This is a genomic window from Kibdelosporangium phytohabitans (assembly GCF_001302585.1).
Classification (GTDB): Bacteria; Actinomycetota; Actinomycetes; order Mycobacteriales; family Pseudonocardiaceae; genus Kibdelosporangium; species Kibdelosporangium phytohabitans.
The window spans coordinates 6440359-6459020 of record NZ_CP012752.1; the positions used below are offsets into that span (position 1 = coordinate 6440359).

Here is an 18662-nt window from a genome sequence, read left to right on the forward strand (position 1 = left end):
CGCACACACCGACTGGCACCGTCACTGGACGGGCCGACGGAACGTATCTGATCACCGGTGGGCTCGGGGCGTTGGGCCTGCGAGTCGCCGCCTGGCTCGTCGGCCGGGGTGCCCGGCGCCTGATTCTGCTGGGGCGCACCGTCCCGCCGCCACGGCGAGAATGGGCGCAGGTCGGCGACCAGCAGACGCTCGCGCGGATCGCGGCGATCCAAGCGCTCGAAACGGCCGGTGCCACCGTGCGCTGCGTCGCGGCCGACGTGACCGACCACGAGCAGATGCGCCGGGCGCTGGATCCGGACGCGCTCGACCTGCCGCCGATCCGCGGGTGTGTCCACGCCGCCGGATCCGCGGACAACTGGCTGATGCGCGACCTGGACGACGAGCGGATCCGTTCGGTCATGGCCGCCAAGGTGGGCGGAGCGCTGATCCTGCACGAACTGTTCCCGCCTGGCCGGCTGGATTTCCTCGTGCTGTTCTCCTCCGCAGGCCAGTTGCTCAACCTGCCGGGCCAGTCCGCCTACGCCGCCGCGAACGCCTTCCTGGACGGGCTCGCCCGCCACCGCCGAGCCGATGGGGCGCAGGACACGATCTCCCTGGCCTGGACGAGCTGGCGCGGACTCGGCCTGTCGGTGTCCGCGGCGGCGATCAACGCCGAGCTCAACGCACGCGGCACCGCCGACCTCACGGCCGAGGAAGCACTGCTGGCCTGGGAACGCGTCAGCATGACCGCGGAGCCGAACCTTGCCGTCCTGCGCGTGCAGCGCGACTCACTACGCGGTTCCGAACCCGTGCTCCTGCGCGAACTTCGGCCGGTGGACACCACTCCAGCCGAGCAGGCGGCCATCTGGTCCACCCCGCGCGGGCCGGAACTGCTCCACCAGCTCCGCGACCAGATCCGCGCGGCTGCCGCCGACGCGCTGAAGATCCCACCCGAAAAGCTGCAGGACAAGCAACCCTTACGTGAACAAGGCATTGATTCACTGCTCGCGGTGACCGTCCGGCAGCAGCTCGAGCAACGGCTCGACATCGGACTGTCGCAAACCCTGCTGTGGGAGCAACCCACCATCGCGGCGATCGCCGACCACCTCGCAGCCGAGCACGGCGACCCGCCCGCGTAGTTGTTGAGTGGACCGTACGCATCAGACAATCTTGCCGTCGCACTCGGACCACCACCGAAATGGGACGGGGCCACTCGTTTCGCAGTCCCGATGTCCGCCGTCGCACTGGAGTCGTCTCATGTTGACGCCGAGACGCAACCGGCCCTAAGCATCGTTGCGGCATCGTCGATTCTGATGCGCAGACGGCTCTGGTGTGCTGATCGGGCGAGGTGCGGAAGGTGGATCCTATGAGTTCGGATCTGGGTGCCGTCTTCGCCCTGGCAGGTCCGTGGGAACGCCCCTTGTATGCCAGCCGAACGAATGTGGTGTTGATCCAGGTGTCGTCGAACGGCAGGCAACGTGCGGTGGAATACCGCGACAGAGACGGTCACGCGCGCACCGGCAGTGTCCAGTTTCAACACCCGCGGTGTGCCGGCGACCGACAAGTCGCGGGGATCACCGGATCGGTCATCGGGTGAAGAACTCCGCCAGGACAGCCGCGAACACCGACGGATCGGCGACGTGCGACTGCCCTACACATCCAAACGCGTCTCCGTCGAACTCGCCGCAAGTCGCGGACCGTGTCCAGCAGTCCGCGACGGACTCTCCCGATACGCCGACACCTCGTTCCTCACCCGCTTCGCGGCCCTGCCCGTGCATACCGTCACCCTGGGAGACTGGGCAGTTCTCGCCCGCAACATCGCGAAACCGGAATACTGCGCGACTCCTCCACCATCACCATCCCGCCACGGGCCGCAGCAGCCCTGTCATCGGCGCGTCCACCGGTATCGAGCCCCTGTCCCGGCTCACCAGCCTCCGCCAGCCTGACCACCCTCACCCCGGCGCACTCGCCGCACTTCAGAACCTTTCTTTTCCGGACTAGGCACTGTCGTCGCTGATGGCCGGGCTCCCGAGGTCGACCGGACCGGCTGGTGGGCGGTCGCGGACCTAGTCGAGGTTCACGAGCCTGCGAGGTGCGGCGTGACGATTGGTCTTCAAGCCCGCGACCTCCCCGAGCCATCCGTTGGCCTGCGTCTCCTATGCCTTCCGCAGCCACTCGGCAAGGGCGGTGTAGTCGGCGTCCACGAGGCCATGCCGGGCGTCGACGCGGTGTAGGAGCGCAGGTGCCCGGTGGTGCGCGCGCACCCATTCCCGATCGGTGGCGGTGATCTCGTCGTCAACCCAGGCGAATGGACGTCCTGCCGCCCAGCCGACGAGAGCGCGGGTCTTCCAATGCAGTCCGTGCCGTTCGTCCCCCTCCTCGAACTCGGAAGTCTCCGGCCAGTCGACCACCGGCAACTGTGGGAGTCCCAGTCGCGGCGATAGGCACTCGTTCGCTTCAGCCGCCCAGGTTGTAGCCCAGACCAGATCACAGGGCAACGTGGCCAGACGGGGCCCATGCCCGGGATAGAGCCTGGCTAGGAGGGGGTTCGAGCTGGAGGTGAGGGAATCCAGGTCGGAGAGATATGTCGAGTACTGCCCTGACGGAGCGCCGAACGGGATGAGCGGCCCGTCGACGTCAAGAAAGAGCAGCGGCCGTTGTCGGGAGCCTGTCACGACAGCACGATAGCCGCCGATTTTGGGGGCGGTGTTCTGTGCGTGTTGAGTATGTGGGCTGGCCACCGTGGCCACTGACGATCGGGATCCCGAGGTTCACCGGGCCTGAGGGCGGACGTTCACGGAGCTTGTCGAGGTTCACGAGCTTGCGAGCTGCGGCGTCGCGGCTGGTCTTCAGGCCGGCGACCTCCCCGAGCCATCCGTTGACCTGCGCCTCGGTGATCCGGTCGTTGAGGTTGCGGATGATCTCGACCAGACGGGGGCGGGCTTGAGGATCGAGGCGGAGGCTAGGACAACGGACAAGTAGTCCCGGCGAGGACGACGGGCTCCATCAGGTCGAACCACCGTCCTCATGCGCTGTTTCCAGGCTTGTGCGACTTCCTCGGTGAGCTGGATCGAGTCGATTCCGGGGTGGTGCTGTTCGAGGTCGGCCCAGAACTTCCCTGCCAGGAGCTGGACGAGCTGCTTGAACGTGCCGAAGTCCAGCCCGGCGTGTCTCCGCTTAGTCCGGTCAACAGGTCGGTGTCAGGGGTTAGTTGGCGGGACCGGTGGCGGCGTCCGGAGAACGTGGCGGGGCCAGGCGACGAGCGGCGAGGGCTGACGCCGACGCCGTGGTCATGAGCGCGCCGGTTCCCCATGGACCGGTGCTCACCGGTCGGCCGATGCCGCGGAAGGCCACGTACTTCACGCCGAAGCCGCGCAGCGGGTTGGTGTCGGCCAACCCGCGGTGACCAGGTCGTACACTCGCCGTGATGAGGATCGTTGGGCGGGACCGGGAGATCGCCGCGCTCAGCCAGGCGGTTCGGGACACCCGGGCCGGGAGTGGCCGCCTGATGCTGCTGCGCGGTGAGGCCGGTATCGGCAAGTCGACGCTCGCCGCCCACGTCCTCGACCTCGCCCGCGCTGACGGCCTGACCGTGCTGCACGGTCAGGCGCACCCGCTGCACGCCGGCCTGGCGTACGCGCCCATCGTGGAGGCGTTCCGGCCGTACGGCGGCCACACGAACCCCAGGCTGGCACGGCTGCTGGCACCGCAGCCGAGTGACAACCCGGACCTGGAACGCACCCGGATGTTCGAGGCCATGCGGGAGTTCGTCGAGCAGCTCGCGCCAGCCGTGCTGATGGTCGACGACCTGCACTGGGCCGACCGCGGCACGGTCGAACTGGTGCACTACATCGGTCAGGACGCGCGCGGGGTGTTGGTCCTGGGCGCGTACCGGCCGGTTGAGGCTGGCACGCCTGTCGGCGATCTCGGCTTGACGGTCCGGCGCGCCGACCCGGCTGCCGAGATCACGTTGACGCCGTTGGCCGACCAGCAGGTGGCCGAGCTGACCAGCGCGCTGCTGGGCCGTGAGCCGGACGGGGCGTTCCTCGCCGGTGTCACCACCCGCGCCAAGGGTGTCCCGCTGTTCGTGACCGCGCTGGTGCACGAGGGTTTCCGCGCTGGTGCCGCGCTGCCGGCGATCGTCCGCGACGTGGTGCTCGGCCGGTTGCACGCGCTCGACGAGCGCCCACGGCGGTTGTTGGAGATCGTCGCGGTCGCCGGCGAGGCCGGCATCGACGAGGTCTTGCGGGACGTGTACGGCTCCCCTGGTTTCGAGTCGGCGCTCAAGGCCCTGGTGGTGGGCGGGCTGGTCACCGAGCACGTGGCTGGCCGGACCCTGGCGTACCGGGTGGGGCACCCGTTGTACGCCGAGGTCGCGTACGCGGAGCTCACGCTCGGAGAACGGCGCCAGCTGCACGCGTCGATGGTCACCGCGATCGAGAAGGTGAGCCCGGACGACGTGCTCGCACTCGCGCCGCACTACCGCGAGGCCGGTTCCCTGGTCGACAGCGCGCGTGCCGCGCGGATCATGGCCGACGCGGGCTGGCGGGCACTGGCAATGCGCGCGGCCGACGAGGCCGTCCGATACCTGGAGGTCGCCGCGACGCAGGCCGAACCCGACCAGGTGCCGGCGCTGCTGGAGGGCGTCGGACGGGCCCAGCAGGCCGCGAGCCGGTTCGACGAGGCCGCCGAGGCGTGGACCAGGGCGATCGACCTGGCACAGCGGCACGGGCAGGACGACCTGCTCGGTGAGCTGCGGTTCCGGATGGCGTTGCTCGACGCCGAACGGTACGACTCGGACGCGGTCAACGAACGGGTGGTCGCCACGGCCACGGCCATCACCGACCAGTCGTTGGAGGCCGCCGTCCAGGCGTTCGTGTTCACCATCCGGCACACGAACGTGGACAAGGCCAGGGAGATCACCCGCCGGCTGGCCGGGTTCGTCGAGACCGACCCGTCACCGGCGGGCCAGGCAGTGGGCTATCTGGGACGAAGCGCGTTGCTGTTGTTCGACCAGCGGCTGGCGGAGGCGCTGTCGTACGCGGAGGTCTCGATCGCGCACGCCGACCAGTGCGCGCGGGAGCAACCATTCTTCGCGCACTACACGAGAATGATCGCCAGCGGGTCGTACATGCTGTTCGGCGACATGCCCCGCTCGGCGGAACTGGCGTCGCAGCTCGTTGAGGACGAGGTGCATGTCGACGCGCCGTCGATGCGTACCTGGGAGTACCACATCGCGGGGTTCACCCACTACCTGATCGGGGACATCCACGCCGCGAGCCGCGCGATCGACACCGGGCACGCCATCGCCCGCCGCGCCGGCCTGCCGCGGTCGATGGCACGTACCCGGGCGGTCCAGGCGTTCCTGCTGGCCGAGCAGGGGCGGTTGGCCGAGGCGAAGGCGATGCTCACGGAGGCGCGGGAGATGTACCTTTCGCCCGAGCAGAGCCTCCACAACGTCACGGAGATGGCGAACGCGGCCATCGCGCTCCAGGAGCGCCGGGGCGGCACGAGCACGCGGTTGACGTTCTACTCGCTGTTCAACGACCCGTGTTCGGCAACCCTGCGTGCCCTGTTCACCGGGTTGGCGGCGGCGCGGGCCGGGGACGTGGAGCTGCTGGCCGACACCGAGGCGACGCTGCGGATCGGGGTCACCCAGCCGCCGCTGCTGATCGCGTGCGCTGACCGGCTCAGGGGGCTACGGCTCCGGGACGCCGCGCTGCTGGCCGAGGTCGCGGACCGGTTCGACACAATCGGGTGCCCGTTGCTGGCCGCCCAGTGCCGGCTGGAGGGCGCCGAGGCGGGCGGTGACCGGGACGCGGTCGTCCGGGCGCTGGTGGTGTTCGAGCGCTCGGGGACGTCGTCGTGGGCGGACCGGGCCCGTCAGCTCGCCCGGTCGCTGGGGGTGCGTCCGCGCACGGTCCGCAGTGACGGCGTGCTCACCAAGCGGGAGACCGAGGTGGTGCGGCTGCTCGGCGAGGGGCTGTCCAATTCGGACATCGCGGCGCGGTTGTTCCTGAGCGAACGCACGGTCGAGACCCACCTGCGCAACAGCTACGCGAAACTCGGCCTGACCTCGCGGGTCGCCCTGGCCCGCTGGGCGGACGAGAACGTCAGCCCTTCGTGATGCTGTTGACCACCGCGGTGGCGAACAGTTCCACGTCCGGGCACGGCACCGGCTAGTTCAACGTGGCCGAGTCGGCGATCTTGGACGTCACGGTCAGCATCGCCGACGGCGACCGTGCACTGCCCCGGTAGTGCATTTGTCAGGTCTTGGTGTGATGGTCGCTGGTCGGCTGCGATCGTGTTCCGGCATGGTCTGGATCACGCTGGTCGTAGTGGTCACGCCCGCACACCGACTCGAAGTGCCGGGGCATCCCTGTTCTGTGTTCTCGAGCTCGGCGGCGTCCGGGAACGCAGCGAGGCTGTTTCCCCGGTAGGGCACGGATGAGAAGGCGTCCACAGGTAAGAATCGGGACGGTCACGCGGTGCTGTTCTGTGCAGCGTTGAGCAGGCTCAGCGCGGAGATGTCAGGTGTGGACGGTAGAGCGAGCGCGGCGGGGACGAGGATCGGTGCGTCGGGCCGGACAAGGGCGACGCCAGCGGAGTCCCGCGGGACGTCGCCTTCGGGCAACAGGGTCCAGCAGCGTCCGGAGGCGACGGGTCCGGCGAGGAGGTCGCGGATTCGTGTCAGCGTCGGTCCCACGCGTGGAGTGAACCCGGCCGCTTGGCAGGCGGCCGTCATCAGGTCGTGGACGCCGGGGTTGTCCTCACGGGCGGATCGGGCCAGGGGGAGCTCGACGAGCGTGGCGAGGTTGCTGGCGGTCTGGGCGTACGCGGCGGGGACGGCCAGGAGTAGCGGCTCGCCCCAGAGGTGATGAACCCGCACGCCCGGGGTGTCCGGTGGTGCCGCCACGAATGCGGCATCGAGGTCATCGGCGGCGAGGGCGGCGAGCTGACCGGTGGTCGAGACGGAGCTTGTCACCTGGAGGGTGATGCCGGGGTGGGCCTCGCGGACAGCGGCGAGAGCAGCGTCGATCCGAGTGCTGAACATGATGCTGCTGCCGATGCGCAGCAGCCCCGTGTCACCGGCGGCGATGTCCGCGGCGGCTGCGGCGGCCCGGTCGATGCCGCGGAGCGCTCGGCGCGCGTGGACCAGGAATGCCTGGCCGGCCGGGGTGAGCCGGGCCCGGCGGTGGGACCGGTCGAACAAGGTCAGCCCGAGTTCACGTTCCAGCCGGGCGACCTGTTTGCTCACCGCGGGTTGGACGATGTGCAGTGCCTGCGCGGCGTGGCCGAAATGCTCGAACTCGGCGACAGCGACGAAGTAGCGCAGCTGCCGGACCTCCATGTCCCTCCGTCGCCCCTGCCTCGTCGCCTCGATCGATTCCTCTTGGTGATTGTTCCATGGCCGGATTGGTCGTTGATCGGCACTGGTGAGGCCGGATGAACTGGCCGGGTTGTGCAGGAGTCCTGGAAGAGGGTGTGGTGGCCATGGCGACAACGATCGTGAACGCGAAGGTGTTCGACGGGACGAAGACGCAGGACTGGACGTCGGTGCGGTTCGCCGACGGGGTGATCACCCAGTGCTCAGCCGTCTCGGTTGCCCGAGAAGGCGACGACGTGATCGACGCGGCTGGTGGGACTGTGTTTCCCGGGCTGATCGACGCGCACGTGCACCTCGTTCCCGGTGCCCTCGCGCAGTCGCTGACCTTCGGCGTCACCACCGTTCTCGACATGTTCAGCAAGCCCGACGTCGTGGCCCAGGCCAAGGAACAAGCGGGCTCCCGTCTGGACGTGGCGGATGTGCGTTCCTCGGGTGTGGGTGCCACCGCGCCCGGCGGGCACCCGTCGACGATGTACCCGCCGTTCCCGACGTTGACCGCTGCCGAGCAGGCCGAGCAGTTCGTCGCGGACCGGATCGCGGACGGCTCGGACTACCTGAAGATCATCTCCGGCGTCGGGGGGCGCTGGCCGTCGCTGGACTCCGGCACCATTACGGCGTTGGTCACGGCGGCGCACGCCCGCGGGTTGGTCGTCGTCGCTCACGTGAGCTCGACGGCTGGTGTCGAGGAGGTTGTGTCCGCCGGTGTCGACGTGGTGGCCCATGTCCCCGCGGCCACCGAGCTGGCCGAGTCCTCGGTGGAACGCATGGCCGAGGCCGGCATCGTGGTCGGTCCGACACTGGCCACCATCGAGAACACGCTCGGTGAACCGGGTGGCGCGGCAGTGGTGGCCGACCCGCGGCTCGCCGAAGGTCTGGGGGACGTCTGGAAGCGCTGGCTGACCACAGGACAGCGTGGCCGAGGAATGCCGCCGTACCGCCGGGCCGAGGACAACGTACGGCGGCTGGCCGACGCGGGCGTCACTCTGCTGGCGGGCACCGACGCTCCGAACCCGGGAACCGTGTTCGGAGCGAGCCTGCACCGGGAGCTGGAACTTCTCGTCCGGTGCGGCATCAGCCCGGCGCGGGCCCTGGCAGCCGCCACTGCCGAACCGGCACGGGTGTTCGGCCTCACCGACCGAGGACGTGTCGCGCCGGGACAGCGCGCGGACCTGGTCCTCGTGTCCGGCGACCCGTTGGCGGACATCACCGCGACCCGCGCGATCGATCGGGTATGGCGCGCGGGCACAGCCTGCGATCGACGCGCCTTCGTCGCGAGCGCCGCCGAAGCCGAGCAGCTTGACGCTTTCGCCAGTCAGGTCGCCAAGGTCGTGGCAGCCGTGCGCCAGGGGCGTCAGCCGGCCCGGTAGGCCCGCAGCAACGGCCTGGCGTGGCAGTGCTCCCGGAGCACGCCTGGCGCTTTGTGCGGAAAGGAGCCGGTCCGGGCGTTGCGGTGCGAGGATGGCCGTTATGGAATCCTATGTGGAGCGCCCGCCGGTGCCGGGGCTGGCGCGGGTGGTCCGGACAGTGTGGATCCAGCGCATCGGTCCCACGGCGTACGTGCAACGGCACCTGCCCACGGGTGGGGTCGAGGTCCACTTCCCGGTCGGTGGCCGTCCGCAACTGGTCGGGCCGCTGACCGGTCCACAGGTCGAGGTCATCCCCGCACATACGACCGTCCTGGGTGTCCGGTTCCAGCCGGGAACCGCGCCGCCGCTGCCGACTGTGCTCGACGACCTGGTCGACCAGCGCCTGGGCCTCACGGATCTCTGGGGAGGGCTGGTCGATCGTCTCGTCGAGGCGGTGGCGCGGGCCGGGTCGCCGGAGCGGGCGCTCATGTACCTGCAGGCTCACCTGCTGCGGGAGTTCCGCACGGCGGGTCGCGTCGATCCGGTGGTGGGCGAGGCCGTCAAGGCGCTGATGCCGTGGCATCCGGTCGACCTCGACACCGTGGCCAGTCATCTGGGGCTCTCGACGAGCCAGTTGCGCCGCCGGTGTGTGCAGGCTGTCGGGCTGAGTCCCAAGGTCCTGCAGCGGACGTTGCGGTTCCAAGGTTTTCTCGCGCTGGCCCAGGCCGGAGTCACTGCCTCGGGCCGGGCCGGCGCGGACGGTGTGGCGGGGCTGGCGGTCGACGTGGGATACGCCGACCAGGCACACCTGAGCCGGGAATGTCTCCGCCTGACCGGCTGCACGCCGCGGCAACTTCTTGGCGGTGACCTCGACCGGTGCAGCTGCGGCCATGATCATTCCGCGTCCTACCAGCCGTTCCTCGCGACCCGGAGCACGCCGCCGCGGGTGTGAGCATGCGCGATTCGTTCAAGATCAGACCGACGTGCCGCTCGTACTGTCGCACTCGTGATCGACCTGGCGACGTTCCGCACCACGCTGGACGGTGAGCTGTTCCGTCCCGACTCGTCGGGCTACGACTCCGTCCGCCGTCCCGTCAATCCCGCCTACCACGACGTACGTCCCCGGCTCGTCGTCCTGTGCCGCTCGGTCTCGGACGTCGTCAGCGCCATCGAGTACGCGACAGCCACCGGGACACACGTCGTCCCCCGCGGTGGTGGGCACTGCTTCGCGGGCCGCTCGTCGACGGACGGGATCGTGCTCGACCTGGCCGGTATCGACGGCATCACCGTGGACCACAACGGAATCGCCGCGATCGGTGCCGGTGCCCGCTTGGGGCAGATGTACGCGGCGCTGCACGCCGACAGTCGCACACTCCCGGCCGGGTGTGGCGCCAGCGTCGGCATCGCAGGTCTCACCTTGGGTGGTGGCATCGGTCTGCTCGGGCGCGAGTACGGGCTGACCTGCGACCGTCTCGTCGGCGCACAAGTAGTACTCGCCGACGGCAGCGTCGTGGACTGTCACGATTCCCGTGAACCGGACCTGTTCTGGGCGTTGCGCGGCGCGGGCGGCGGCCAGTTCGGTGTAGTCACGTCGTTGCGGTTTGACACCGTCGCTGAGCCGGTGACCACCCGGGTCGAGGCGCACTGCTCGGACATCGCCATCGAGGACCTGGTCGCCGCTTGGCAGGTCTGGGCACCGAATGCCCCGGACGAGGTCACCGTCAACCTGACCCTGGTCTCGGAGCCGGGCGTGCCTGTCTCGGCCACCCTGTTCGGCGCCACCACGCTCGCCGAGGGACCCACCCGGGATCTGTTGCAGGAACTCATCGGTCTGGCTGGTGTGTCGTCGACCTTCGCGTCGTGCCCTGGACTGCCCTACCACCAACTGAAGCGCACTTTCGCCGATCCACGCGAACAGCCCGGACACGCGGTGCGGATTCGGTCGGAGTTCTTCTCGCACGCCCTGTCCGATCGCACGATCGCGTCGCTGCTAGCCCGGTTCGGGTCAGGCACGCGAGGCCGGCGCGAGATCGCGTTCACCGCGATGGGCGGGGCCTACAACCGAGTTCCCGAGGACGCCACCGCGTTCGCCCACCGCGGCGAACACTTCCTGCTCGAACACATCGCCGACGCGGACGACCCGTGGGTCGACAGTTCCTGGTCGTGCGCCCATGCCGACGGGTCAGGACGGGTCTACCCGAACTTCCCCGACCTCGCGCTCGACGACTGGTCGACCGCGTACCACGCAGGCAACCACCCCCGGCTGGCAGCGGTCAAGCACTCCTACGACCCGCACCGGTTTTTCGACTTTCCCCAAGCAGTTTGACCAACAACCACAGGAGCACGACATGACCAAGGTCATCAGCGCGTTGTCGGTATCGGTGGACGGTTACATCACCGGCCGCAACCCCGGGCCGGGTCAAGGACTCGGTGACGCCGGGTTCCTGTTCGACTGGTACTTCGACGGCGACACTCCCAGCACAGTCTTCGACGGCTTCAAGCTGTCAGCCCAGAGCGCCAAGGTCTTCGACGCCTTGGCGTCCCGCGACGGCGCGGTTGTCTGCGGCCGCAACACATACGAGGACTCGGACCGTTTCGGCGACGACGGCAGCCCACACCCCACGGCGCCACTGTTCGTGCTCAGTCACCGCCCGGCGCCGCGGTCGCACGGACGACAAACCTTGATAACCACGGGAATCGAGGACGCCATCGCAGCGGCCAGACAGGCCGCAGGCGACAAGGACGTGTGCCTGATGGGTGGTGGCGTCACGTCCGAGGCGCTGAAGGCGGGTCTCGTCGACGAAATCGTCCTGCACCAGGTTCCAGTACTGCTCGGTGGCGGCCGTCCCTTCTTCCAGGAGCTGCCCGCGCACATCCGGCTGGAGCTCATCAAGGCCGTGCCCGCACCAGGCGTGACCCACCTGCACTACACAGTGATCCGCTGACCCACAATCCTGTTGAAGGAGAAGACACATGCTTGACCCTGACGTCCGCCGCGTACTCGACGGCTCCGCCATCGCGCACCTCGCGACCGTCCTGCCGGACGGCTCACCGCACAGCGTGCCCCTCTGGGTCGGCGCCCACGGCGAGCACATCGTCTTCCTCACCGGCCCGACCTCGCGCAAGGCACGCAATCTGCACCGAGACCCTCGGGTGGCGATCTCGATCGTGCCTGCCGGCAACCCGTTCGAGCCCGTCATCATCCGCGGCCGAGTCGTCGAATGGCTGGAAGGCGACACGGCGTGGGAGATCATCGACCAGCTGTCCGTGAAGTACATCGGCGGGCCCTACACCCGAGACCTCGAGCGCGTCGTGGGCGTGATCGAGGCCGAGCGGCAGATCGTGGGCGTCGCGTAACCTCGACATCGTGACTGTGTTGGCCGATCACGGGGTTGGCCAGGTCGCGGCGTCTGGGCCGATGCGCGGCCAGAAGGCCCTGGACGCTCTGGCGATGGCATCGGTTCGTCGCAGAATCGCCAACCACCTCAAGCGCCAATCCGGCGCGGTAGGGGTTTCCCGGCGAGATCTGCGCGGTCAGCCCGCTTGGTGGCGGGCGACGCGGACGCGGTTGCCGCACGCAGCGCCGCACCACGACTGGTTGGTGCGGCGGCGGTAGAACACCAGCCCGCAGCCGGGGGCGTCGCAGAAGGCGAGGTCGCAACGCTGGGTGGCGTCGCGGACTTCGGCGGCGAGCCCTGCCAGCAGCCGCGTCATCACGGAGTGGATGCCGAGGGGGTGGCGGACGGTCTCCCGCGGGTGCTCGCCGAGCAGGACAAGCTCGGGGGCGGCTAGCACGTGTGCGTTGATCGCCTTGACATCCGCGGGCAGCCACTCACCGCGGCCAAGCCTGGCGTGAAGGAGCCGCAGCGCCGGGTCGCGCAGCGCGCGGAGGGCACGAAGATCTTCCTCGTCCACGCTCGCAGGGCGTGGTGCGGGCAGCGCCGCCACGTCCAGCCACGAGTCCAGGTCAGCCGGATCCTCCAGTTGTTCGCGCTCCTGCCAGCCGACGCGCTTGACGGTGTTGACCAGGTCAAGGGCCGGGAAACCGTCAAGCCAATCCCACGCCCGTGCCGCCATGACCCATATCTTAGAACGAGACCGGCTAATGGTTTGACCGTCTGAAACCATAAATATATGGTCGGTCGGATGAGCCGACTCCCCGCAGCAGTCGCGGCACTGTGCGCGGTCCAGTTGATCGACGTCATGGGTGTGACGGTGATCGTCTCGGCGTTGCCAGACATGCTGGCCACGCTCGGCGGCAGCCCGGCATTGGCGGGATTGGTCGTGCCGGTCTACGCGGTCGGGTTCGCGAGCCTGCTGCTGGTCTCGGCGCGACTCGGGGACCGCGTTGGTCACCGGCGGCTTCTGCTGGGCGGATTGGTGGTGTTCGCCGTCGGATCACTACCGGCGGCTCTGGCGCCGGGTGTTTCGGCTCTGATCGCGGCACGGGGCGTGCAGGGAATCGCGGCGGCGGTCACGGTGCCCAATGCGCTGGTCCTGCTCACCGGTCTCACCCGCACCGACGCCAGCCGGGAGCGTGCGCTGGGGACGTGGAACGCGTGCGGTGGCCTGGCCGGGGCGCTCGGTCTCGTCCTGGGTGGGATCGTGACGACGACCCTGGGATGGCGCACCATCTTCTGGGCCAATCTCGCGATCGCGTTTCTCCTGGCCCTCGCCCTCGCTCGCCTCTTGCCGGACCGGCCCACCGCGACCCCGGCGGGCGCACCACTGCCGGTGTTCTCGGCGGTCCTGCAGGTGTTGGCGATCGCTGCCCTCGTGGGGGCGGCGAACATTGCCGAGCACTCGCCGCCCGTGAGCCTGCCCGTGCTCGCGTTGGCAGTCGTCACCACGGCTGTGCTGGTGTGGCGGGAACGCCGGACGCGACAGCCGCTGGTGCCTGCGGAACTGTGGCCACAACGGGGCTTCCTCGCCGGTGTGGCCGGTTCGTTCGGTGTCACCGCGACGACGAGCGCCTTCGTCATCATCACGACGTTGTATCTGCAGAACACCCAGGAGTTCACCGCCGCGGCGGCCGGTCTGATGATCCTGCCGTTCAGCACCGCCGTCGTCGTGGCCGCCACTACTACCGGGCGGCTGATCGGCCGCGTGAGCGCGCCCCGGGTGCTGCTAGGCGGCCTGATTCTTGTCACGGCGTCGATCATGGTGGTAGTGGTGTGGCCGACCATGACGACCGTCGTGCTGGCCTGTGTCGCCAGTGGTGCGGGCAACGGCGCTGCCGCTGTGGCCGCCTATGCCCGCGCCACCGCCACGGTCGTGGAATACCAGGGGGCCGCCGCCGGTCTGCTGAACACCGCAGCCCAGATGGGCACCGCGATCGTGGTGGCGCTGGCGGTTGCCGTCGCCTCCCTCGGCAGCGGACCGTTCGACCATCGGGCGGGCTGGCTGACCTCCGCCGGCGCGGGCGTCGTGGTCATCGGCACCGTCGTCACACTCACACTCTGGGTGCCGGGACGGCACGGGCACGCTCGCAACTACCCAGACTGATGTGCCAGTGGTCCTGCACGCCGCGCCCGCAAGACCGCCATGCCATTTCCTTCTCCGCACCGGCCGAAGGACATGCGCCAGTCCGGCGAGATCCCCGGACTGCTGTCAGGATTCTCCCGTGCGGGATTCACCGTGACGGCGGCGTCTTCAGTTGCCCCTCGTGGCCGAGGGCGGCGACCTCACGTACGGCCTCGGCGATGGCGCGATAGTCCTTACGCAGGATCGAACCGTGGTTGCTGGCGACTTTCGCGCTGATTCGGATATTCGGATTGCGGGCAGTCACCGCAGGGAGGCTGGCGCGTATCAGTTCGTGGCCGCCCTGGCTTCCGAAGGACTCCCCAGAAGCGACCACGTAGCGCGCCGGGACGGTGATGCTGTCCAGCACGGGGCCGAGGTCACGCTCGCGGGCGATCTTGCCGACCTCGATGTTGCTGTCTGCCAGCTGGTCGCCGGTCATCCGTGGAGCCATACCGAACGGGCGCAGCAGCTGCATGGGCCACCAGATCCGCTTCCAGATCTTGCGCATCCCCGGTTCCATGGACTCGTCGAACCAGTCGTAGGGCTGCGCGCCCTCCACCAAGACCGCGCCCACGGTACGGGCCGGATTCCGACTGGCCCAGTGCGCCGCGACGAACGCTCCATAGGACCACCCCACCACTACCGCCCGGGCCACACCCCGGGCTGCGAGGACAGCATCGACATCTCGGATGTTCGTCTCGAACGAATAATCCGCCGAACGCTTCGACTTGCCACGACCCCGCATGTCGTAGGTGATATGCCGCCACTGCGTCCCCAACTCGGCAAGGACCCGCCGCCATTGCCGCTGAACGGCGGCGTGGCCGTTGAGGTAGATCACGGCGACACCGTCGCCGTCGGTGTCGGCGACGGCTAAGGCCGTATCGTCCACTGGGACCATGCCGGTCCAGAGGGATCGCTTGATGGTCATGGTCTCTCTTTCTCAGAAGTGAATCGCGAACGGTGGCCGGTGCCGGTGGCCAGGTCCCGGACGGCGCCCACGAACGAAAAGTCCGCCGAGCGCTTCGACTTGGCCAGCGCGGTGTGATCGACCGGCACCATGTCTGTCCAGGTGTGAAACGACGCCCGTCGGTCAGTCGGAGGGCTCCGCCAGCCGCTCCACCCGGTTCCAACCGGCCCAGCCGCGCTGGCGCATCAGGTCAAGCAGCCGCTCCGCACGCGGGTCGGCCTCGACGGCAAGCGCGTCCAGGAGGTCGATCGGTAGGTCGTCGTGCGCGACCTCGTCGGGGTTGATCTCGCCGGAGGTGTGTGCCTGCTCGGCCAAGCCGGCCATGATGTCGGCGGCTTCTGCCAAACGCGGGTCGTCGTCGCCCGCGTCGTCGTTGTCGACGATCTCCGACAGGAGCCGGTAGAGCCGAACGAGTTCCGGGTCATCGAGCTGCGCGAATTTCGCGGCCATGACCGCGGGGATGTCTTCGGGCCCGGCGGCGACAAGCAGGATCCACGCGTCCCGCTCGGCCTCCACTATCCGCTCTGATACGCCGATCTCCCGAAGCAGGTCGAGGTAGGAGATCACCTCCGGCGGGAGCGTCAGCCTGTCCCCGGCGGCGAGCTGCGCGATCTGCCTGCGGCTGGTCTCAATCCGTTCGATCTCGTCGTGCAGGCGACTGTCGATGCGCTGGACCGCTTCGGCAAAGGTCGATGCGTCGGCTTGGAGCATCTGACCGATCTGGGACAGCGGCACGCCAGCGTTGGCGAGGGTTCGGATCTTGATGAGCGACACGACCGCCTTGGCGCCGTAGCGCCGGTAACCCGAGGCATCCCGGTCCGCTTCGGGCAGGAGTCCGATCTGGTGATAGTGCCGCACCGCCCGCACCGTGACGCCCGCGTGCGCCGCCAATTGACTGATGGTCAGCATGCTCTGGTCCTGCTCTCAACTTCGCCTTACCCGGTCGGCGCCGGCTCAGGAGATGGTGCCTCGGGTGCCGACGAGGATGCCGACGCACCAGGCCCGGCACGTGGATTGCGGGCCCCTGGACCTGATCGCTTGTCAAGCGAGCTGCTCATGACAGCCAGCATGCAGGGTTGACGCAGCGTCAGGGTCAAGTCCGCCGTCCTGAAACGCGCCGGGGTGTCCGAGCACACCGGCGGGCTCAGCCCGTTGTCCCGCCGGTACGGTTACGCTGCCGACCACGTCCTCGGCATCGACATCGTGTTGCCCAGCGGCGAACACCGCCGGGTCACCGCGGAGGACGAGGATCTTTTCTGGGCGTTGCGTGGCGCGGGCCGCAGCTTCGGCGTCGTCACCTCGTTGCGGTTCACGCTGTTCCCGGTCGACCGGATCCTGGGTGGCGGCCTCGTCTTCGACCCCGCCCGCTTCGCCGAGGTGCTCCAGCACTATCGCGAGTGGACGGCCCGTGTGCCCGACGAACTGACCTCGGCACTGAGCCTGACCAACTTTCCCGACTCCCCCGGCCTCCCCCAGCACCTTCGTGGGCGCAAGGTGCTGCGGGTGGCCGTCGTCGGCACCGGAGACTGTGCACCGCTGCTCGCACCGCTGCGCCGGATCGGCGTCGTCGAGGACACCGTCCGCAGCGTGCGGTACGCCGACGTCACCGAGGTGTTCGGTGAACCGACCACACCGCACGGCTACCAGGGCGATGCAGTCGTCACCTCGGATATCGATCCGGCGGCCGACGTCACCGGCCTGTTCGACCCGGACACCGAACACGCCATGTTCCTCGTCGTGCACCACCTCGGCGGCGCCATGGCCACCCCGCCGACACCCGCGAACGCCGTCGGCCACCGGGACGGACGGTTCCTCGTGCGCGCCACCACACCGGTGGTCCACCCGGCCGCACCTCAGATCAGCACGCTGCACCGCACGATGCTCGAGACGCTCGGGCGAGGATCGACGCGCCGGATGCTCAACTCCCTGTTCGGCGACACCCCGCAGCAGGCCGTGGCGTGCTACGAGCTCACACACCACCGTCGGCTCACCGACCTCAAACACCGGATCGACCCGGCGAACCTCATCCGCCCCGCTCGCGGCATCTAATGCTCCGCCCTCTCCCGTCGCTGACGGCCGGCGAACGACAGGGTCGCCGCGCTGATGTACAGGCCACCCGGAACCGGACAAGCCTCCGCCGTGGAGGCGGCGTTCCCGGACCTGTTGACCGTGCACGGCGACGGGGCCACCGCGGTCGCTTCAGGGTGATGCGCCAGTCGTGCGCGCTGCATGATCCCTGATCACGGCAGAGGTGACCATGGATCGGGAGGGCTGGAGGTGGTCGCCGCGGCGCGGTGGGCGGTCAGGCTCATGAGGACGGTCGCAGCACCCGCGGCAGCGATCACGGTGGGTGCGGTGAGCATGGTGGACAGTGCGCCGCAGATCGCTGGACCCAGACCTTGGCATGTCATGAGACCGGTGCTCAGCAGACCGAACGCCTGGCCCCGGTGGTGTGTGGGCACGGCGTCGCGGAATCGGCGTTGGACCGAGAGCCCGTAGGCGAAGCCGGTGCCTGAGCAGACAAGCGCGATAGCGGTGACGGCAAGCGGGAGCGGTAGGACCAGCACCGTGAGCGGTGCCCCAAGCAACATTATGAACGCGACCAGCAGTCGTTCACGGGTCTGCGGGGCGATCAGCCGCGCGGCCACGACGTCGCCGATGAGCATGCCGACCGGCAGGCACGCGAGCAGCAGTCCGGCGGCGAACGGTGGGTACCCGCGGATCGCCGAGTAGGGCACCAGCAGGCTTTCGGCACCCGTGACCAGTGCGGGTGGTATCCACTGCGTCAGCAACAGCACGCGAATCGCCGGATCGGAGAACAGTGCCCGGTGGCCGGCGATGCTGTGCCGCACCAGACGTCCAGCAGCTGCCGCGGGTGCCGCAAGATCCGGCAGCCCGAACCGCGCCCAGGCGGTCGCAACGAAGTACGCGCCGGCCGAAACCAGCAGTGCACCCTGCGTGCCGAGTACGCCGATCGTAATGCCACCAACGGCGAGGCCGGCGAGCTGCGCGGCCGAGGAAGCCATGCTGATGAGCGAACGGCCAAGCACGTAGTCCTCGCCGGTACAGATCTCCGCGACCAGCCGCCCTGACCCGCCAAGGCACACCGGCGCCACGAGGGCACCGACGGCGACCAGCACCAGGTTGCCCCAGACGGGCAGGTGGCCGATCGCCAACGCCACACCGGTACCGCACTCGATGAGGTAGCCGGTCGTGATCAACGGCCGTGGCCGCACCCGGTCCGCCAAGGACCCCAGCAGGGCGGTGCCGGCTACTTGAGGCAGAAAGCCGCTGCCGAACGCGAGTGCCGAAAGTGCGGCGGACCCGGTGGCGGCGAAGACCAGCAACGACAAGGCGAGGATGCGCAACGCCTGAGCGATGATGGACAGCGTTGTGGTGCCGAACAGCACCCGGAAGCGGGGCTCGGCCAAGACGTGCAGATAGCCGCGAGACGTCATGC

The 18662-nt window shown here is 69.0% G+C and carries 17 protein-coding genes; 10 read left to right on the forward strand and 7 right to left on the reverse strand.

The genetic code is table 11. From position 1 onward, the window contains the following. Window positions 1-71 precede the first annotated feature (71 nt). Complete coding sequence (locus AOZ06_RS60385) at window positions 72-1118, forward strand: beta-ketoacyl reductase (RefSeq protein WP_236952458.1); 1047 nt, start codon at window positions 72-74, stop codon at window positions 1116-1118. Between the two features lie 227 nt (window positions 1119-1345). Then, window positions 1346-1576: a hypothetical protein gene (locus AOZ06_RS29095; protein WP_054292312.1), complete on the forward strand. Its 231-nt coding sequence runs from the start codon at window positions 1346-1348 to the stop codon at window positions 1574-1576. A 559-nt stretch (window positions 1577-2135) separates the two neighbouring features. Here AOZ06_RS29095 and AOZ06_RS29100 read toward each other — a convergent pair. Beyond that, window positions 2136-2729 carry an HAD domain-containing protein gene (locus tag AOZ06_RS29100; protein WP_335338290.1) on the reverse strand — a complete coding sequence of 198 codons (594 nt, stop codon included), beginning with the start codon at window positions 2727-2729 and terminating at the stop codon, window positions 2136-2138. A 457-nt stretch (window positions 2730-3186) separates the two neighbouring features. Next, window positions 3187-3375 carry a hypothetical protein gene (locus tag AOZ06_RS62495; RefSeq protein ID WP_054292314.1) on the reverse strand — a complete coding sequence of 63 codons (189 nt, stop codon included), beginning with the start codon at window positions 3373-3375 and terminating at the stop codon, window positions 3187-3189. Between the two features lie 31 nt (window positions 3376-3406). On the opposite strand from AOZ06_RS62495, the gene AOZ06_RS29110 reads away from it, so the two are divergent. Next, window positions 3407-6106 (forward strand): ATP-binding protein, encoded by a 2700-nt coding sequence (locus AOZ06_RS29110; protein ID WP_054292315.1) that lies wholly within the window; start codon window positions 3407-3409, stop codon window positions 6104-6106. Between the two features lie 354 nt (window positions 6107-6460). Here AOZ06_RS29110 and AOZ06_RS29115 read toward each other — a convergent pair whose 3' ends face one another. Beyond that, on the reverse strand, window positions 6461-7330 hold the full coding sequence (locus AOZ06_RS29115; RefSeq protein WP_054292316.1) for a LysR family transcriptional regulator: 870 nt from the start codon (window positions 7328-7330) through the stop codon (window positions 6461-6463). A 143-nt stretch (window positions 7331-7473) separates the two neighbouring features. Here AOZ06_RS29115 and AOZ06_RS29120 point away from each other — a divergent pair, with 143 nt between their 5' ends. The 5 genes from AOZ06_RS29120 to AOZ06_RS29140 all read left to right on the forward strand — a co-directional run bounded on the left by AOZ06_RS29120 (window position 7474) and on the right by AOZ06_RS29140 (window position 12069). After that, window positions 7474-8733, forward strand: coding sequence for an amidohydrolase family protein (locus AOZ06_RS29120; protein ID WP_054296999.1), 1260 nt, complete (start codon window positions 7474-7476; stop codon window positions 8731-8733). A gap of 100 nt (window positions 8734-8833) precedes the next feature. Continuing rightward, entirely contained in the window at window positions 8834-9664 is an 831-nt protein-coding gene (locus tag AOZ06_RS29125) for a helix-turn-helix domain-containing protein (protein ID WP_083472008.1), read from the forward strand. Between the two features lie 54 nt (window positions 9665-9718). After that, a complete protein-coding gene (locus AOZ06_RS29130; RefSeq protein WP_054292318.1) occupies window positions 9719-11038 on the forward strand; it encodes an FAD-binding oxidoreductase in 1320 nt (439 codons plus the stop codon). Between the two features lie 22 nt (window positions 11039-11060). Continuing rightward, a complete protein-coding gene (locus AOZ06_RS29135; protein WP_054292319.1) occupies window positions 11061-11657 on the forward strand; it encodes a dihydrofolate reductase family protein in 597 nt (198 codons plus the stop codon). Window positions 11658-11685: 28 nt separating this feature from the next. Then, the gene (locus AOZ06_RS29140) at window positions 11686-12069 is read left to right on the forward strand and encodes a TIGR03618 family F420-dependent PPOX class oxidoreductase (RefSeq protein ID WP_054292320.1); all 384 of its coding nucleotides are present in this window, start codon (window positions 11686-11688) and stop codon (window positions 12067-12069) included. A gap of 177 nt (window positions 12070-12246) precedes the next feature. Here AOZ06_RS29140 and AOZ06_RS29145 read toward each other — a convergent pair whose 3' ends face one another. Further along, window positions 12247-12789 (reverse strand): CGNR zinc finger domain-containing protein, encoded by a 543-nt coding sequence (locus tag AOZ06_RS29145; protein WP_054292321.1) that lies wholly within the window; start codon window positions 12787-12789, stop codon window positions 12247-12249. Window positions 12790-12858: 69 nt separating this feature from the next. Between AOZ06_RS29145 and AOZ06_RS29150 the strand changes: the two genes are divergently transcribed. Continuing rightward, window positions 12859-14217 (forward strand): MFS transporter, encoded by a 1359-nt coding sequence (locus AOZ06_RS29150; protein ID WP_054292322.1) that lies wholly within the window; start codon window positions 12859-12861, stop codon window positions 14215-14217. A gap of 127 nt (window positions 14218-14344) precedes the next feature. On the opposite strand, the gene AOZ06_RS29155 is transcribed toward AOZ06_RS29150, so the two are convergent. Both AOZ06_RS29155 and AOZ06_RS29160 read right to left on the reverse strand, forming a co-directional pair. Further along, window positions 14345-15163 carry an alpha/beta fold hydrolase gene (locus AOZ06_RS29155; RefSeq protein WP_054292323.1) on the reverse strand — a complete coding sequence of 273 codons (819 nt, stop codon included), beginning with the start codon at window positions 15161-15163 and terminating at the stop codon, window positions 14345-14347. 162 nt (window positions 15164-15325) lie between these two features. Next, the gene (locus AOZ06_RS29160) at window positions 15326-16111 is read right to left on the reverse strand and encodes a MerR family transcriptional regulator (RefSeq protein ID WP_054292324.1); all 786 of its coding nucleotides are present in this window, start codon (window positions 16109-16111) and stop codon (window positions 15326-15328) included. A gap of 213 nt (window positions 16112-16324) precedes the next feature. Between AOZ06_RS29160 and AOZ06_RS29165 the strand changes: the two genes are divergently transcribed. Continuing rightward, window positions 16325-17251, forward strand: a complete 927-nt coding sequence (locus AOZ06_RS29165; RefSeq protein ID WP_054292325.1) for an FAD-binding oxidoreductase — start codon at window positions 16325-16327, stop codon at window positions 17249-17251. 191 nt (window positions 17252-17442) lie between these two features. On the opposite strand, the gene AOZ06_RS29170 is transcribed toward AOZ06_RS29165, so the two are convergent. Beyond that, window positions 17443-18660: an MFS transporter gene (locus AOZ06_RS29170; protein ID WP_054292326.1), complete on the reverse strand. Its 1218-nt coding sequence runs from the start codon at window positions 18658-18660 to the stop codon at window positions 17443-17445. Between the last annotated feature and the right edge of the window lie 2 nt (window positions 18661-18662).

What these genes read in the sequence shown, in the direction of transcription:
- AOZ06_RS29095 (WP_054292312.1), top strand. Translation starts at nt 1,346, where the DNA reads ATGAGTTCGGATCTGGGTGCCGTCTTCGCCCTGGCAGGTCCGTGGGAA.
- AOZ06_RS29110 (WP_054292315.1), top strand. Translation starts at nt 3,407, where the DNA reads ATGAGGATCGTTGGGCGGGACCGGGAGATCGCCGCGCTCAGCCAGGCG.
- AOZ06_RS29115 (WP_054292316.1), bottom strand. Translation starts at nt 7,330, where the DNA reads ATGGAGGTCCGGCAGCTGCGCTACTTCGTCGCTGTCGCCGAGTTCGAG.
- AOZ06_RS29120 (WP_054296999.1), top strand. Translation starts at nt 7,474, where the DNA reads ATGGCGACAACGATCGTGAACGCGAAGGTGTTCGACGGGACGAAGACG.
- AOZ06_RS29125 (WP_083472008.1), top strand. Translation starts at nt 8,834, where the DNA reads ATGGAATCCTATGTGGAGCGCCCGCCGGTGCCGGGGCTGGCGCGGGTG.
- AOZ06_RS29135 (WP_054292319.1), top strand. Translation starts at nt 11,061, where the DNA reads ATGACCAAGGTCATCAGCGCGTTGTCGGTATCGGTGGACGGTTACATC.
- AOZ06_RS29140 (WP_054292320.1), top strand. Translation starts at nt 11,686, where the DNA reads ATGCTTGACCCTGACGTCCGCCGCGTACTCGACGGCTCCGCCATCGCG.
- AOZ06_RS29145 (WP_054292321.1), bottom strand. Translation starts at nt 12,789, where the DNA reads ATGGCGGCACGGGCGTGGGATTGGCTTGACGGTTTCCCGGCCCTTGAC.
- AOZ06_RS29150 (WP_054292322.1), top strand. Translation starts at nt 12,859, where the DNA reads ATGAGCCGACTCCCCGCAGCAGTCGCGGCACTGTGCGCGGTCCAGTTG.
- AOZ06_RS29155 (WP_054292323.1), bottom strand. Translation starts at nt 15,163, where the DNA reads ATGACCATCAAGCGATCCCTCTGGACCGGCATGGTCCCAGTGGACGAT.
- AOZ06_RS29160 (WP_054292324.1), bottom strand. Translation starts at nt 16,111, where the DNA reads ATGCTGACCATCAGTCAATTGGCGGCGCACGCGGGCGTCACGGTGCGG.
- AOZ06_RS29170 (WP_054292326.1), bottom strand. Translation starts at nt 18,660, where the DNA reads ATGACGTCTCGCGGCTATCTGCACGTCTTGGCCGAGCCCCGCTTCCGG.